Below are 14,144 nucleotides of genomic sequence, written 5' to 3' on the forward strand. Positions count from 1 at the left end.
CGGCGGGTCAGGCGAAGGTCGGGGCGTGCGGCCGGACTGCGCCGACCACTGCGTCGCCGCCGGTGAGGTCGAAGTGCAGGTGGTTCGCGATCGTCTCGTTGGTGATGCCGAGACGCTGGAGGGTTGCCGCCATCACGACCTTGCGGGCGCGCGGCGTACCGTCCTCGAGCTTCAGCGCGATCCCGGTGCCGTCCGCGAGACCGACGGCGTACACGCCCTCCGCACCGGCCTTGCAGAACAGGCCGTTGACGGCCCGCATCAGCTCGGCCTCGTCACGCGTACTCCCGCTGGCGTACTCCGGGTACGCCCGGAACGCGTCGGCGATCCGGCCCTCGGGCGTGTCCGCGGCCGCGCCGGCGAACCGCCCGAAGGACCGCGCCAGGCCGGCCAGCGTCAGCGCGAAGATCGGCGCACCGCAACCGTCCACCGCGACGTGCGAGACCTGCTCGCCCGCGGTGTCCTCGATCGCGGTCCGGATCTCCTTCTGCAAGGGGTGATCCGGCGAGCGGTAGTCCTCGAGCGACCAGCCGTTGAGCTTGCTGGTCAGCAGCATCGCGGCGTGCTTGCCGGAGCAGTTCATCACGATCCGCTCCTTGCCGTGACCGCCGCGCACCCAGGCGTCCCGGGTGTCGTCGTCCAGCGGGTACGCGACCGGCGTCCGCAGTGCCGACTCCTCGAGCCCGGCCTCCGCGAGGATCTTCCGGACACCGTCCAGGTGGAACTGCTCACCGGAGTGCGACGCGCCCGCGAGCGCGAGCAGCTCGTCGGTCAGCGGCAGACCGCGGCGGAGCATGCCGAGGGCCTGCATCGGCTTGTTGGACGAGCGCGGGAACATCGGCTGGTCCACGACGCCGACGGCCCAGTCGACGGTGCCGTCGGGGTCGGTCACCACGACGGAGCCGCGGTGGTGGCCTTCGACGAAGTCGCTGCGGACGACGTTGGCCAGGAGCACAGGTTCGGTCACGGCTGAACTGTACAGGTGCAAAACGCCGTGTTGCGAATGATTCCCCTCACAAACGCGAGCGGACGTGCAGGCCGACCTCGGGGTCGACCAGGAGCTCCTGGGTTGCGGTCACCGTGGGCTGGTCCTCGGCGACGATCTCCAGCACGGCCTCTGGGTCCACATTGCGCTTGACCAGGGCGAGGGCGATCGGGCCGAGCTCGTGGTGACGGGCGGCGGAGCCGATGAAACCGGCCTGCTTGTCGCCGGCCTTGACGGCGTACCCATGCGCCGGGAGGTGGTCGACCGAACCGTCCAGGTGCAGCAGCACGAGGCGGCGCGGCGGGCGGCCGAGGTTGTGCACCCGGGCCACCGTCTCCTGGCCGCGGTAGCAGCCCTTGTTGAGATGTACGCCGACGCCGAGCCAACCGAGCTCGTTCGGGATCGCGCGCTCGTCGGTGTCCAGCCCGAAGCGCGGGTGGCCCGCCTCGATCCGCAACGCCTCATAGGCCCACACCCCGGCCGCCGGGCCCTCCAGACCAGCCAGCTCGGCCCGCGGCAGGAACACCTCGTGACCGCCGAGCGAGTCCTCGCCGCTGCGGGTCAGGTGGTCACCTTGAGCGGGGCCTGACTTCCAGATGATCGCGTAGTCGTCCGTCACATCGGTGATCTCGACGCGCGACATGAACACCATCTTCTGCAGCCACTCCACCAGCGCAGCCGCCGCACCCGGCTCCGTGTGCAACCAGAACGTCTCGCCGTCGTCCATGCCGTACATGACGTGCTCCACGTGTCCCGTCGGCGACAGCAGCAGCGCCGTCGTCGACGTCCCCGGCTTGAGACCCTCGAAGTACTGCGTGGTCAGCGCGTGCAGCCAGGTGAGCCGATCCGGGCCGGTGATCGTGACCACGTCGCGGTGCGACAGGTCGACGAACGCCTCACCGGCGACCAGGGCCCGCTGCTCGCGCAGGTCGGAGCCGTAGTGCGCCGCGACACCGGCGTCGAGTCCGTCGGCCTCGACCGCGCCGGGCCGGTCCAGTAGGGGGCTGCGCTTGCGTGACATGTCACCAGAGTACGTCGAGCGGCGTACGGCGAACGCCTCCCGTCGTGGGATGTGGACAGACCCCCTGCCCGGAGACGCTGTGAGTACGACAGGCGAAGGGAGCAGGGTGATGAACGACAAGCAGTTCCGGTTCGGTGTGGTCGGCAGTCCGACGACCGGTTCGGAGTGGATCAAGACGGTTCGGCAGGCGGCGGATCTCGGGTACTCGACCGTGCTGATGCCCGACGGGCTGCAGTTGCCGTCGCCGTTCCCGTCGCTGGCGATGGCCGCCGCGGTCGCGGACATCCGGGTCGGCACGTTCGTCGCGGCCGCTCCGTTGCGTACGCCGCGAGCCGCCGCGTGGGAGGCGCACACGCTGACCGTGCTCACCGACGGCCGGTTCGAGTTCGGCATCGGCACCGGCCGGCCGGTCGCCGAGCAGCAGACGGCCGAGCTCGGCCTGCCGTGGGGCTCGGCCAAGGAGCGCCGCGATCAGGTGCGCCAGACGCTCGACCATCTGCAGCAGCTCGACGGCGACCGCCGTACGCCGATCATGCTGGCCGCCGGTGGCCCGCGAGCGCTCGCCCTGGCGGCCGCCCGCGCCGACATCGTCTCGCTGGCGAAGGACGCGATGACGCCGCGCGCGGAGGTCGCTCAGCTGGTCCGGGACCTGCGGGAGCTGGCCGGTTCGCGGGCGGACGACATCGAGCTGGCGATGAACCTGTTCGCAGCCGGGACCCGCGAGCTGCCGCCGTGGACCAAGCGCGCGGCCGGCGTCGAGCCCGAAGTGCTGGAGGCGAGCGACTCGCTGATGATGCTGCGCGGTACGCCGCAGGAGATGGCCGACGAACTGCAGCGCCGCCGGGACGAGTTCGGCACGTCGTACATCAGCGTCAACGCGACGTACCTCGAGGACCTCGCACCCGTGGTCGAGCTGCTCAACGGTCGCTGAACAGCGCTGCCCGCCGGTCTGTGGCCCGGCGGGCAGCGCTTGGAGGGGTGGGAAAGTGGCTAGTGACCGGCCGGCGCGTCGCCGACCGGGGCGGTGAGCGGGACGTCGCCGGCGTGGGTGTCGCCGGCGGCGAAGGCGACCTCGTCGAACGGGTCCTCGCCGGCGAACACCTGGCGGGCCTGTTCCTTGTCGAACTCGCCGACCCAGTGGCCGACCAGCACGGTCGCGACCGCGTTGCCGGCGAAGTTCGTCAGCGCCCGGGCCTCGGACATGAACCGGTCGATACCGACGATCAGGCCGACGCCGTCGACCAGGTCCGGGCGGTGCGACTGCAGACCGCCGGCCAGCGTGGCCAGACCGGCTCCAGTGACGCCGGCAGCGCCCTTCGAGGCGACGATCATGAACAGCAGCAGGGAAATCTGCTGACCGATCGAGAACGGCTGATCCATCGCCTCCGCGATGAACAGCGACGCCATCGTCAGGTAGATCGCCGTACCGTCGAGGTTGAACGAGTAGCCGGTCGGGACGGTGATACCGACCACGGACCGGTCGACGCCGAGGTGTTCCATCTTCCCGATCAGCCGGGGCAGGGCGGTCTCCGACGACGAGCTGGACACGATCAGCAGGAACTCCCGGCCGAGGTAGCGCAGCAGCTGGAAGATCGACACCCCGGTGACCATCCGGAGAATGGTGCCCAGGACAACGATCACGAACAGCAGACAGGTGATGTAGAAGGCCAGCATGATCTTGCCGAGACTCACCAGGGCGTCCCAGCCGGTCGCGCCGACCACCGCGGCGATCGCGCCGAACGCGCCGATCGGCGCGGTCCACATGATCATCGACAGGATCTTGAACACCAGCCGCTGGATGTGACCGATGCCGGTCAGGATCGGCTGGCCCTTGGCGCCCATCGCCTGCAGCGCGAAGCCGACGAGCAGCGCGACCAGGACGGTCTGCAGGACCTCGCCCTCGGTCAGCGACGAGAGCAGCGACTTCGGGATGATCCCGAGGATGAATTCCGTCGTGGTCTCGTGCGCCCCGGCGGCCTGCTTCTGGCCGGCCTCGCGGAGCTTGTCGGTCAGGTTCAGTCCGGAGCCCGGCTGCACGAGGTTTCCGACCAGCAGGCCGATCGCGAGCGCGACCGTCGACATCACCAGGAAGTAGACGAGGGCGAGCCCGCCGACCTTGCCGACACTGGCGGCCTGGCGGACCGAGCCGATGCCGAGCACCAGCGTGCAGAAGATGATCGGGCTGATCAGCATCTTGATCAGGTTCACGAACCCGGTACCGAGCGGTTTCAGCTCGACCGCGAAGTCCGGGAACAGGAACCCGACACCGATGCCGAGCAGAACGGCGACGATGACGGCGATGTAGAGGAAATGGGTCCGGTCGTTGCGCACCGGAGTCGGGCGGGGTTCGGTCGGGCTCGACATGGTCGGGACTCCCTGTATCGGCCTGGCGGAGGGGTGTTCGAGTAACTGTGACGTGACGCACAGGAGAACCGCGCATTTCGTTCATATCGTTCGCCCATATCGTTCGCCGCGTCGTTCGCCGCGTGAAGTCGGGGCAGACTGTTCGCCATGAAACGTCGGCCGTGGGAGTTGCGCCGCCAGGTTCTCTGGCTGCAGACCGTCACGGTCACCGTACTGATCGCGATGGTGTGGATCGTGATGGTCAGCCGCTCCCGCGCCCAGGCGTTGCGGGACCACGCCGCGAGCGGGATCCCCGTCCCGGGCTGGTGGGAGCTGGCCCGGCTCGACCTCCGTTCGATGCTCGGTATCGCCAGTCTGATGCTCGGGGTCGCGATCGCCGGCAACGCACTCGTCACCTGGCGAGTCCGGCGAGCCACCCGCGGTGTGGGTACGCAGTCGCTGGCGCGGATGCTCGACTTCTACGAAGGCGTGCTGCACGCGGCGCGCGAGGGACTGATCCTGCTGGATCTCCACGGCCGGGTCCAGCTCGCGAACGACGAGGCGCTGACGCTGCTCGGGCTGCGCGCCGTCGATCCCGGTACGCCGCTGGAGGAGCTCAACCTCGGCGCTCCGCTCGCCGAGCTGCTCGCGACCGGGCGGACGGCGTACGACGAGCTGCACCTGGGCGCGCGCGGCGTCGTGGTCGTGAACCAGCAGCCGTCCGGGCGCGGGCGGATCGTCACGCTGCGGGACCACACCCAGCTGCAGCGGTTGCTCGGCGAGCTGGACGCCGTACGCAGCCTGGCGGAATCCCTGCAGGCACAGAACCACGAGGCGTCGAACCGGCTGCACACGGTCGTCAGCCTGATCGAGATCGGGAAGCCGGAGCGGGCCCGGGAGTTCGCGGTGTCGGAGCTGCAGTTCGCCCAGGCGATGACGGACCGCGTCGTCGGCACGGTCGGTGACCCGGTCCTCGCGTCGCTGCTGCTGGCGAAGCTGGCGCAGGCCCAGGAGCGCGGCGTCGTGCTGAGCCTCGATCTCGGGCAGGAGGCGCTGAACACCCGGCTGCCGGCGCAGGACGTCGTGACCGTCGTCGGAAACCTGCTGGACAACGCGATCGAGGCCGCGCGCGGCGGTCCGGCCCCGCGGAAGGTCGAGTTCCGGGCGGCGACCACCGCGGACGCCGTCGACCTGATCGTGACGAACACCGGCGCCGAGCTGGGATCGGTGGAGCTGGCGCACATGTTCGAGCGCGGCTGGACGACGAAGGCCGAGCCGGGGCACGGGTTGGGGCTCGTGCTGGTGCGCAGCACGGTCGAGCGGTGGCAAGGTTCACTCATGGTGGATCCGGATTCCGAGCTGGACGACGTACCGGCGCTGACCGTGCGGGTGCGGTTGCCGCGGGCGGTGGGCGCCAGTGCCTGACCTGCGGGTCCTCGTCGTCGAGGACGACCCGGTCGCCGCGGAAGCCCATCGCACGTACGTCGAACGGCTGACCGGGTTCACCTGCGTCGGAATCGCCGGTACGGCCGGGCGTGCGCTGCAGGTGCTCGCGCGCGGCGACGTCGACGTCGTACTGCTCGACATGCACCTCCCGGACGGGCACGGGCTGGACATCGTCCGCCGGATGCGGGCCCTCGGCAACCAAACGGACGTGGTCGCGGTGACGTCGGCGCGCGAGGTCGCGGCCGTGCAGGCGGCGGCGCGGATCGGCGTCGTGCAGTACGTGCTGAAGCCGTTCGCGTTCGAGACGTTGCGGGACCGGTTGACGGCGTACGCGAGGCAGCGGCGGGCCGCCGCGCTCGGCGAGGTCGTCGCGGATCAGGAGGAGGTCGACCGGTTGTTGCACCCGGCAACCGTCTCGTCGGTGCCGAAGGGCCTGGCCGGCGGCGTACTCGACCGCGTCGTCCAGCTGCTCGCGAACCGTGAAGGGTGGACCGCCGAGGAGGTCGCGACGTCGCTCGGCACGTCCCGCATCACCGCGCGGCGCTACCTCGAGCACCTGGCCGACCAGGGGCAAGCGCTGCGGACCCAGCGCTACGACGGGCGCAGCGGACGGCCGAAGGTCGAGTACTCCTGGGTGGCCGAGAGTTAGGAGCGGACGAGCGTCGCCCACAGGTGCGGCTGCAGCGCCTGGCCTTCGGCGGCCATGTCGTACGCCCAGAGGAGCTCGCCGTTGACGAGACCGTACAGCCGGTGCCCGGCGGTGACTTCCTTCGCGGTCACGGTGCGGGCCACGACATCGGTCTGCAGCTCGATCTTCGCGCCGTCGATGTCGCCGTACCAAATCTCGGCGATACCGGTCGGGTGCGCGAGGATGACCTCGACCTTGTTGTCCGGCTGCGGCCGCCAGAATCCGGTCTCGACCGCGAGCGGGCGCTCCTTGGTGCCGTCCTCGCCGACCACGAACGTCTGGCTCACATAGTGCAGGTACGGCTTGCCGTTGTGGGTGAAGTCGATCTGCTGCCCGAACTCGAACTTCTCGATCGTCGGGTAGTCACCGTGCCCGCGGCCCTCCCAGCGGCCGAGCAGCCACGCGAGCGGGATCAGGTCCGGGTGCAGGTCCTGCGGGATCTCGAACGGCATGCGATCACTCAGTTCGCACTGCGGCCGCGGTACAGCCGGTAGACGACGAACGCCGAGAACCAGCCCATGAACACACAGACCAGGACCAGCAACGTGGTGAAGACGACATGCAGCACGCTGGTCAGTCTAGAGGATGCGTACGCCGGTCCTCGCCCGCCTCCACGGTGACATCCCGCACGCCCGTCTCGGCTACCGTGGCGTGATGCCCCGCACGCTGGTGATCAAACTGACCGCAGGCGCCGAGGAACCCGAACGCGCCAACCAGGCCTTCACCGTCGCCGCCACCGCTGTCGCGTCCGGCGCCACAGTCTCCCTGTGGCTGACCGGCGAGGCCGTCTGGTTCGCCGTCCCCGGCCGCGCCGAAACCGTCGAACTCCCCCACGCCGCGCCGCTCACCGACCTCCTGGCCGCAGTCCTGGAAGGCGGCCAACTCACGGTCTGCACCCAATGCGCCAAACGCCGCTCCCTCACCGAAGCCGACCTACACCCCGGCACCCGAATCGCCGGCGCCCCCGCCTTCACCGAAGAAATCCTGACGGACAACACCCAAGCAATCGTCTACTAGCCTCACCATGCCTTGGTGAGGGCGTGGGCGGGGTAGGCGTGCAGCCCGACACATAGGCTGCCGGCTCGGATCGGCGTACGCATGTGGCGCCCGGCGGCCGGGCGGTGGTCCGGGCGCCTGAGGCAGACGTCCAGCACCCGACGTGCCCACGGGCGACAGCAGGCCGACACACACGCCGCCAGCTCAAGTCGGCGTACGCACGTGGCGCCCGGCACCCCGGGTCGGGGCCCGGTGTACGCAGGTGACGCGCAGGCGCGCACCGCGGCGGCGCATACGTCGCGGCCGCGCCCCGACCGACGCGCGTGCCCGGCAGAGGGCGCGGCAGCAGGCCACCAACCGGCGCAGTGGCCAACGGATGGTACGGGCCAGTCAGCCGGTGGCGACCTACACCCGCGGCACAGCACACAGCACCCGCCACGGGCCCCCGACGTACGCCGAAGTGCAGGCGGCGGACGTCGGAGGCAGGCGGCGTACGGCGGCGGCAGGTGAACCGCGGCGGCGCACATGTCGCCTCGCCCGGCGCACAACGGAGTCGCTCAACTGGCGGACGGCGCGGCCGGCTGCCACCCGGCGCAAGTGGCCGACGGGTGGTACGGGTTGGTCAGCCGACGACGGCGTACACACGCGGCACACGCACCCGCCACAGGCACGCGGCGTACGGCGGAGGCGGGCGGACAGCTCGGGGCACATGTCGTCTCGCACGCCGCCCGACCGAAGCGCTTGGCCAGCGGACATCGTGGCCGCGTGCCACCACCCCACCCGAGGCCAACGGGCGGTACGGAGTAAATCAGTCAGGCATGGCGTACGCACTCGCCGCACATACTCGGCGGAGGCAGGCGGGAGGCTGGATGGTGCCTCGCCTTGCACCCCGCCGAGGCGCATGACCGCGGGCGGCGTGGCCGCGTGCCACCCGCCGGGCCGAGAGGCCAACGGGTGGTACGGGGCACGCACGCGGCACAGCACTGGTCATAGGCGCCCGGCGTACGGCGGCAGCAGGCGCGGGTGGCGCGCAGGTGCCGGCGTGTGCGGGTGGCCGCGCCGGTGCCGATTGTGGGCGGGCAGTAGGCGCGGGGCGATGGCTGAAGCGGCGGCTGGCGTTCGTGGGCGCTCAGCTGGTGGGCCCGGCGCACCTGGGGTGGGGGCGCCAGGCGGGGTGGGTTAGCGGCTGCGGCCGCCGTCGTCGCCCCGGCCTCGGTCGCCGCGGGTGCGGTCTTGGTCGCGTTGGGCGGCGGGGGTGCCGGGGCGTTCGGTGGTGGCTACGTTGCCGCCTTCGACCTTTACTGCGCTGAGGGGCTTTTGGTCCTGCCTGATGTGGTCGAGCTGGGCGCGCTCGTCGGGCGGGAGTTGTTGGCCGGGGCCGCTCTTCGGCTGGTTTGTCTGGCGGGCTTCGGCGATCGCCGGGTCTTCCGGCGGGCGCCATTGGGAGCCCTGTACCTCGCTTGTTTGACGGCCGTCGCTTTGAGCACCCGGGCTCTGGCCGTCCTGCCCGTCCTGGCCGAGGCCGGCGGTCTCGTCGACCGCGGACTGGGAGGCGTTCGCGAGCTGCTGTGTGTCGGGGCCCTTCGCCTGTGGGACCTGGTCGGTTCCCTGTTCACGGCCCTGCACCTGCTGCGTCTGTGTGTCAGCCTGCGGCGCCTCGACCTCGCCAGCCTGCACCTGCTGCCCGTTCAACTGCTGGCCGTTCAGCTGCTGGCCATTCAACTGCTGCCCGTCCACCTGCGGAGCCTCAACCTGCTGGGCGTCGACCTGCTGGCCGTTCAACTGCTGGCCGTTGAGCTGCTGACCGTCCTGCCCGAGGTCGGTGCCGTCTTGCTCGAGGTCGGCGCCGTCCTGGTTCAGGTCGGTGCCTTCACGGCCGGTTTCCTCGGCGACGTATGGGTTGACGCCGTCCTGCTCCGCGCTGACGTCCGAGTCCGCGTCGAGGGTGGCGTCTTGCTGCTGATCGTCCTGCGCGAGGTCGGTCTCCTGCGCGCGGTCGGTCGCGTCGAGGGCGCCTTCCTCGGCCACGTACGGGCTGACGCCTTCCTGCTCCGCGCTGACGTCCGTGTCCGGACCGGTGTCCGCGTCGAGGGCGGCGTCCTGCTGCAGATCATCCTGCGCGAGGTCGGTCTCCTGCGCGCGGTCGGTCCCGTCGAGGGCGCCTTCCTCGGCCACGTACGGGCTGACGCCGTCCTGCTCCGCGCTGACGTCGGTGTCCTGACCGGTGTCCGCGTCGAGGGTCGCGTCCTGCTGCAGATCGTCCTGCGCGAGGTCGGTCTCCTGCGTCCGGTCGGTCGCATCGAGGGCGCCTTCCTCGGCCACGTACGGGCTGACGCCGTCCTGCTCCGCGCTGACGTCCGTGTCCTGGCCGGTGTCCGCGTCGATCGACGGGTCGTCCAGTGCGTTGTCGGCTTCCGCGTCGCGGTCTTCGTCCAGGTGGTCGCCGATCTCGTCGGCTGCGATCGTGGCGCCGGCTGCCGCGCCGGCTGCGGTGGCGGGGTCGATGCCGTCCTCGCGGTCGCGCTGCTGACCGTCCTGCTCCTCGCGCCTGCGGCGGTCCTCGTCGGCCTGCTCCCGCTCGTCCTCGCGGCGCTCGACGGCGTCGTCGACGCCGTCTCCGTCGCGGTCGTGTGCGTCGTCGTTGTCCCGGTCGACCTCGTCGCGGCGCTCGGTCGCGTCGTCGCGGTGGTCCCGGTCGAGGTCGGTGCGGTTCTCGACCCGGTCGTCGATCCCGTCCCGGTCGCGGTCGTTGTTGAGATCCGTGTCCTGCTGCTGGCGCTCCCGCTCGAGCTCGCCCTCCAGCTCGCGGTTCTGTCGCTCGAGATCGTCGACCTGCTGCTCCGCCCGCTCGGCTTCGCGCTCGAGCTCGGCGGTCCGGTCCCGGGCGTCGTCACGTTCGCGGTCAGGGCCCCAGCGGTCCTGGTTGAGCCCGCGCTCGATCGCGGAGCGACGCCGCTGCCCCTTGGTCAGCAACCGCCAGATCTGCTGCCCGCGGACCCGAGCGGTCCGGACGAACTTCCGGAGCTCGGTGACCATGATCCGGAGCAGGTCATCGGCGTCGACTTCCTCAGCCATCAGGCCACCTCGTTGGCATAGACGGAGTACCCGAAGCCGGCGGCGGTGTCGTCCGGTCCCGGCTGGGATGCGTACAGGTGGAACTCGGCGCCCGGCCGGAGCCAGACCGCCAGGTGCCGGCGGCGGCCGCGCCACTCCGGCGGGATGCGCAGGTCGTCACCCGGCCCGACATACACCGGTGGCCCCCAGTAGCGGCGCGCGAGCTCGAGCTGGATCGGCCAGTGCGCGTCGAGACCTTCCTCGGCGAGCTGCAGCTCCGACGCACCGATCTCGTACGCCGACCAGCCGCTCCGCGGGCTCTCCGGCAGGACCGCGTCGGGCAGCACGAGCATCACCGTCTCGCGCTGGGTGACCAGCCCCCAGGTGTACCGGTCCGGGTCGATGTTGCCCGGCGCCCACGGACGCCAGCCGGTGGCGGTGGTGACGCGGTTGACCAGGGCACGGATCGCGTCCATCCCCGTGGCCGGCGGTCCCCAGATCGGTCGCCAGTCGACGACCTCGGCCAGATCCGCCATCGCCCGCTCGTCATCGTCGGACGACCGCTCCTGCGTCTTCACGCCGCCACTCTCCTTCCGTCAAGTTTGCCCAGAGTATGCCCCGATCGGTGCCACCGGCCGACGTACAGACGCAGACCTGTGGATAACTGGTTCCGACGCCGCCGTTCGCGAGCAGTAACCGATGAACGCCGCCCGCACGGCTCCGGCTGCGTTGTAGTGGAATCATGAAGCTTCCGGTACCACCGACGGAGAAGTCGTTCGCGTCGCCGCTGCACCATCCGCGGGTGGCGACCGTCATCGGCCGCTGGCTCGGGACCGCCGTGGCGGTCTGTTTCCTGACCGGGCTCTACAGCCACTTCCTGCAGGACACACCGTGCTGGCTGCCGATCCCCAGCCGTCCCGCAAACCTGTACCGCGTGACGCAGGGCCTGCACGTACTCAGCGGCATCGTCGCCGTCCCGCTGCTACTGGCAAAGCTGTGGACGGTCTATCCGAAGCTGTTCGCGAAGTTCGACCCGAAGGCGATCCGCCCGGCGATCGAGCGGCTGTCGATCCTGGTGCTGGTCTCCTCGATGGCACTTGAACTCTTCATCGGGTTCGTCAACACGCTGCAGTGGTACCCCTGGCCGTTCCCGTTCCGGCAGACGCACTATGCGCTCGCGTGGATCATCGTCGGCGCACTCCTCGTCCATCTGGCCGTGAAGCTCCCGCTGATCCGCGCGAACTGGCGCCGTACGCCGGAACCCGCGCCTGAGTCACTGCCCGCCGAAACGACCGGCCTGACCCGCCGCGGCCTGTTCCGTACGGTCGCCGGCGCGGCCACGCTCGTCGGCATCGCCTCGGTCGGCCAGTCTGCACCGGCGTTCGGCCCTGTCGCCGTCCTCGCGCCGCGCAAGCCGAACGTCGGTCCGCAGGGTCTGCCGGTGAACCGTACGGCGGAAGCGGCCGGAGTGACCGGGATCGACGCGGACTGGCGGTTCACGATCGTGGGCCCACGGCAACTGTCCTACACGCTCGAGGAACTGCGCGCGCTGCCGCAGAACCGCTCGGACCTGCCGATCGCGTGCGTCGAGGGCTGGAGTCAGGGCGCGCGATGGGAGGGCGTACGGATGCGCGACCTGCTCGCGGCCGCCGGCGCCGCGCCGAGCTCGAGAGTGCGAGTCGTGTCGATGGAGAAGGGCGGCTTCTATGCGACCAGTGAAGTGCCGGAGGAGTTCGCCGCTGACCCGCTGACGTTGCTGGCGTTACGACTCAACGGTGCCGAGCTCGCGCTTGACCACGGGTTTCCGGCGCGGATCATCGCGCCGAATCGGCCCGGGGTGTTGCAGACCAAGTGGGTGCATTCACTGGAGGTCATGACATGAGGTTGCGCATCGGATTGCTGGCTGCCGGCGCGGTGACGGTCCTGTGGGGTGTTTGGGAGTTGATCAGGGCCGTGGACCTTCCAGCTCTGGTGCGGTTGCCGCTCTGGCTGGGCGGAGCCGTGGTGGCAGACGACTTCGTGATCGTGCCACTGGCAGTCGGAATCGGCTGGCTGGTGACTCGCTGGTCCGCGGGGCCTGGGCGGCACCGTACGGTCGGCGTGGTGCGGACGACCTTGTTGTACGTCGGAATCACCAGCCTGATCGCCCTGCCGTTGCTGTTACGACAGGGCACGGGCGCGAATCCGACCGTCCTCCCCCGCGACTATCTGCGCGACTGGTTATTGCTGGAAGCAACGATCGTCGCGGTCGGCTACCTCTGCTTGATGTTCAGGAGGTCGCGGGCCTCGTCCGGTGACATCGGCGGCCGCTGAGCCAGGGTCGCCAGCGCGGCCGCGCGCTCGACCAGCTCGGCGTTGTGCGTGACCGGGTGCCCCTTCGCCAGCGTCAGCGTGTCCTCCATGCCGACACGGAGGTTGCCGCCCTTCGACAGCGCGGCCAGCGCGACCGTCAGCGACGTACGGCCGATGCCGGTGGCGGACCAGGACGTGACCGCGCCCGGCAGTGCGTTGACGGCCGCCACGAGCGCGTCCGTCGTACCGGGCATGCCGCCGGGGACACCCATCACCAGGTCGCAGTGCACGCGGCCGCCGTACGGCAGGCCGTACTTGTCCAGCAGCCGGTGCAGCGCGGCGACGTGGCCGAGGTCGAACAGCTCGAACTCCGGGACGACCTCCCGCTCCTGGGTGAGCTGGAAGAGCTGCGTGACGAACGGCCACGGGTTCATGAACACGTCGTCGCCGAAGTTGACCGTGCCCATCGTGAGCGAGCAGGAGTCCGGGGCGGCGTCGAGCACCCGGAGACGGTCCTCGTACGGATCGGTGACCGCGCCGCCGGTGGACAGCTGGACGATCAGCGCGGTGTTCTCACGGACGGCGGCGACCGTGTCGGTCAGCCGGCCGAGATCCAGCGTCGGCCGGTGCTCGCCGTCCCGGATGTGGATGTGGATCATCGCCGCTCCCGCGGCCTCGCAGCGCTTCGCGGTCTCGACCAGCTCGTCGAGCGTGGTCGGCAACGCCGGGCAGTCCGCCTTCGCGGTCTCGGCACCGGTGGGAGCAACAGTGATCAGAGTCGACGCCATGGACGAATCCTGCCAGATCGGGTCTCGAAACGGATATTTGCCGGTTGAAGGGTCCGATGACCGGACGATCTCCGGCAGGAGAAGATGTCGCCATGAGAGCCGTAGTACAGCGAGTCAGCCGGGCGTCGGTCACCGTGGACGGCGAGGTGGTCGGGGCGATCGAGGGGCCCGGGCTGGTGGTCCTGCTCGGTGTCACCCATGACGACACCCCCGAGAAGGCCGCCGCGCTGGCCACCAAGATCTGGACCCTCCGGATCCTCCACGACGAACGCTCCGCGGCCGATGAGCAGGCCCCGATCCTGGCCGTCAGCCAGTTCACCCTGTACGCCGACACACGCAAGGGCCGCCGCCCCTCCTGGAGCGCCGCCGCCCCCGGCCCGGTCTCCGAGCCGCTCTACGACTCGTTCTGCGGCGCGCTGGAAGCCCTCGGCGCCAAGGTGGAGCGCGGCGTCTTCGGCGCGGACATGCAGGTCACGCTGACCAACGACGGCCCGGTCACGCTCATCCTGGACGCATAACAGAGCCGGCCCCCGG

At 70.4% G+C, this 14,144-nt stretch carries 14 protein-coding genes; 7 read left to right on the top strand and 7 right to left on the bottom strand.

What is annotated here, in order from left to right:
• Positions 1 to 7: 7 nt before the first annotated feature.
• Both AB0I12_RS25950 and AB0I12_RS25955 read right to left on the bottom strand, forming a co-directional pair.
• On the bottom strand, positions 8 to 964 hold the full coding sequence (locus AB0I12_RS25950) for an asparaginase (protein ID WP_359934260.1): 957 nt from the start codon (positions 962 to 964) through the stop codon (positions 8 to 10).
• A 46-nt stretch (positions 965 to 1,010) separates the two neighbouring features.
• Positions 1,011 to 2,003, bottom strand: coding sequence for a glycine cleavage T C-terminal barrel domain-containing protein (locus AB0I12_RS25955; RefSeq protein ID WP_359934262.1), 993 nt, complete (start codon positions 2,001 to 2,003; stop codon positions 1,011 to 1,013).
• Positions 2,004 to 2,112: 109 nt separating this feature from the next.
• Here AB0I12_RS25955 and AB0I12_RS25960 point away from each other — a divergent pair, with 109 nt between their 5' ends.
• Complete coding sequence (locus AB0I12_RS25960; RefSeq protein ID WP_359934264.1) at positions 2,113 to 2,934, top strand: LLM class flavin-dependent oxidoreductase; 822 nt, start codon at positions 2,113 to 2,115, stop codon at positions 2,932 to 2,934.
• A gap of 59 nt (positions 2,935 to 2,993) precedes the next feature.
• Here the strand turns inward: AB0I12_RS25960 and AB0I12_RS25965 are convergent, their stop codons facing one another.
• On the bottom strand, positions 2,994 to 4,367 hold the full coding sequence (locus AB0I12_RS25965; RefSeq protein ID WP_359934266.1) for a cation:dicarboxylase symporter family transporter: 1,374 nt from the start codon (positions 4,365 to 4,367) through the stop codon (positions 2,994 to 2,996).
• Positions 4,368 to 4,514: 147 nt separating this feature from the next.
• Between AB0I12_RS25965 and AB0I12_RS25970 the strand changes: the two genes are divergently transcribed.
• Positions 4,515 to 5,771, top strand: a complete 1,257-nt coding sequence (locus AB0I12_RS25970; RefSeq protein ID WP_359934268.1) for an ATP-binding protein — start codon at positions 4,515 to 4,517, stop codon at positions 5,769 to 5,771.
• Positions 5,764 to 6,441 (top strand): response regulator, encoded by a 678-nt coding sequence (locus AB0I12_RS25975; protein WP_359934270.1) that lies wholly within the window; start codon positions 5,764 to 5,766, stop codon positions 6,439 to 6,441. Before AB0I12_RS25970 ends, AB0I12_RS25975 begins: the two co-directional genes overlap by 8 nt.
• Here AB0I12_RS25975 and AB0I12_RS25980 read toward each other — a convergent pair.
• On the bottom strand, positions 6,438 to 6,932 hold the full coding sequence (locus tag AB0I12_RS25980; RefSeq protein ID WP_359934272.1) for an FABP family protein: 495 nt from the start codon (positions 6,930 to 6,932) through the stop codon (positions 6,438 to 6,440). The genes AB0I12_RS25975 and AB0I12_RS25980 overlap by 4 nt on opposite strands.
• A gap of 133 nt (positions 6,933 to 7,065) precedes the next feature.
• Between AB0I12_RS25980 and AB0I12_RS25985 the strand changes: the two genes are divergently transcribed.
• Entirely contained in the window at positions 7,066 to 7,497 is a 432-nt protein-coding gene (locus tag AB0I12_RS25985) for a DsrE family protein (RefSeq protein ID WP_359934274.1), read from the top strand.
• A gap of 1,158 nt (positions 7,498 to 8,655) precedes the next feature.
• On the opposite strand, the gene AB0I12_RS25990 is transcribed toward AB0I12_RS25985, so the two are convergent.
• On the bottom strand, positions 8,656 to 10,551 hold the full coding sequence (locus tag AB0I12_RS25990; RefSeq protein ID WP_359934276.1) for a hypothetical protein: 1,896 nt from the start codon (positions 10,549 to 10,551) through the stop codon (positions 8,656 to 8,658).
• Entirely contained in the window at positions 10,551 to 11,108 is a 558-nt protein-coding gene (locus AB0I12_RS25995) for a hypothetical protein (RefSeq protein ID WP_359934278.1), read from the bottom strand. Before AB0I12_RS25995 ends, AB0I12_RS25990 begins: the two co-directional genes overlap by 1 nt.
• Before the next feature lie 164 nt (positions 11,109 to 11,272).
• Between AB0I12_RS25995 and AB0I12_RS26000 the strand changes: the two genes are divergently transcribed.
• Together AB0I12_RS26000 and AB0I12_RS26005 are read left to right on the top strand one after the other, a co-directional pair.
• Complete coding sequence (locus AB0I12_RS26000) at positions 11,273 to 12,412, top strand: molybdopterin-dependent oxidoreductase (RefSeq protein ID WP_359934280.1); 1,140 nt, start codon at positions 11,273 to 11,275, stop codon at positions 12,410 to 12,412.
• Positions 12,409 to 12,843: a hypothetical protein gene (locus AB0I12_RS26005; protein ID WP_359934282.1), complete on the top strand. Its 435-nt coding sequence runs from the start codon at positions 12,409 to 12,411 to the stop codon at positions 12,841 to 12,843. Before AB0I12_RS26000 ends, AB0I12_RS26005 begins: the two co-directional genes overlap by 4 nt.
• Here AB0I12_RS26005 and AB0I12_RS26010 read toward each other — a convergent pair.
• Positions 12,783 to 13,610, bottom strand: coding sequence for a 3-keto-5-aminohexanoate cleavage protein (locus AB0I12_RS26010; protein ID WP_359934284.1), 828 nt, complete (start codon positions 13,608 to 13,610; stop codon positions 12,783 to 12,785). The genes AB0I12_RS26005 and AB0I12_RS26010 overlap by 61 nt on opposite strands.
• A gap of 92 nt (positions 13,611 to 13,702) precedes the next feature.
• Here AB0I12_RS26010 and dtd point away from each other — a divergent pair, with 92 nt between their 5' ends.
• Positions 13,703 to 14,128 (top strand): D-aminoacyl-tRNA deacylase, encoded by a 426-nt coding sequence (gene dtd, locus AB0I12_RS26015; RefSeq protein WP_359934286.1) that lies wholly within the window; start codon positions 13,703 to 13,705, stop codon positions 14,126 to 14,128.
• Positions 14,129 to 14,144 lie beyond the last annotated feature (16 nt).

It is taken from the genome of Kribbella sp. NPDC050459, assembly GCF_040655315.1.
In the GTDB taxonomy this organism is placed as follows: Bacteria; Actinomycetota; Actinomycetes; order Propionibacteriales; family Kribbellaceae; genus Kribbella.

What these genes read in the sequence shown, in the direction of transcription:
- AB0I12_RS25980 (WP_359934272.1), bottom strand. Translation starts at nt 6,932, where the DNA reads ATGCCGTTCGAGATCCCGCAGGACCTGCACCCGGACCTGATCCCGCTC.
- AB0I12_RS25990 (WP_359934276.1), bottom strand. Translation starts at nt 10,551, where the DNA reads ATGGCTGAGGAAGTCGACGCCGATGACCTGCTCCGGATCATGGTCACC.
- AB0I12_RS25965 (WP_359934266.1), bottom strand. Translation starts at nt 4,367, where the DNA reads ATGTCGAGCCCGACCGAACCCCGCCCGACTCCGGTGCGCAACGACCGG.
- AB0I12_RS26005 (WP_359934282.1), top strand. Translation starts at nt 12,409, where the DNA reads ATGAGGTTGCGCATCGGATTGCTGGCTGCCGGCGCGGTGACGGTCCTG.
- dtd (WP_359934286.1), top strand. Translation starts at nt 13,703, where the DNA reads ATGAGAGCCGTAGTACAGCGAGTCAGCCGGGCGTCGGTCACCGTGGAC.
- AB0I12_RS25970 (WP_359934268.1), top strand. Translation starts at nt 4,515, where the DNA reads ATGAAACGTCGGCCGTGGGAGTTGCGCCGCCAGGTTCTCTGGCTGCAG.
- AB0I12_RS26000 (WP_359934280.1), top strand. Translation starts at nt 11,273, where the DNA reads ATGAAGCTTCCGGTACCACCGACGGAGAAGTCGTTCGCGTCGCCGCTG.
- AB0I12_RS25955 (WP_359934262.1), bottom strand. Translation starts at nt 2,003, where the DNA reads ATGTCACGCAAGCGCAGCCCCCTACTGGACCGGCCCGGCGCGGTCGAG.
- AB0I12_RS25960 (WP_359934264.1), top strand. Translation starts at nt 2,113, where the DNA reads ATGAACGACAAGCAGTTCCGGTTCGGTGTGGTCGGCAGTCCGACGACC.
- AB0I12_RS25985 (WP_359934274.1), top strand. Translation starts at nt 7,066, where the DNA reads ATGCGTACGCCGGTCCTCGCCCGCCTCCACGGTGACATCCCGCACGCC.
- AB0I12_RS26010 (WP_359934284.1), bottom strand. Translation starts at nt 13,610, where the DNA reads ATGGCGTCGACTCTGATCACTGTTGCTCCCACCGGTGCCGAGACCGCG.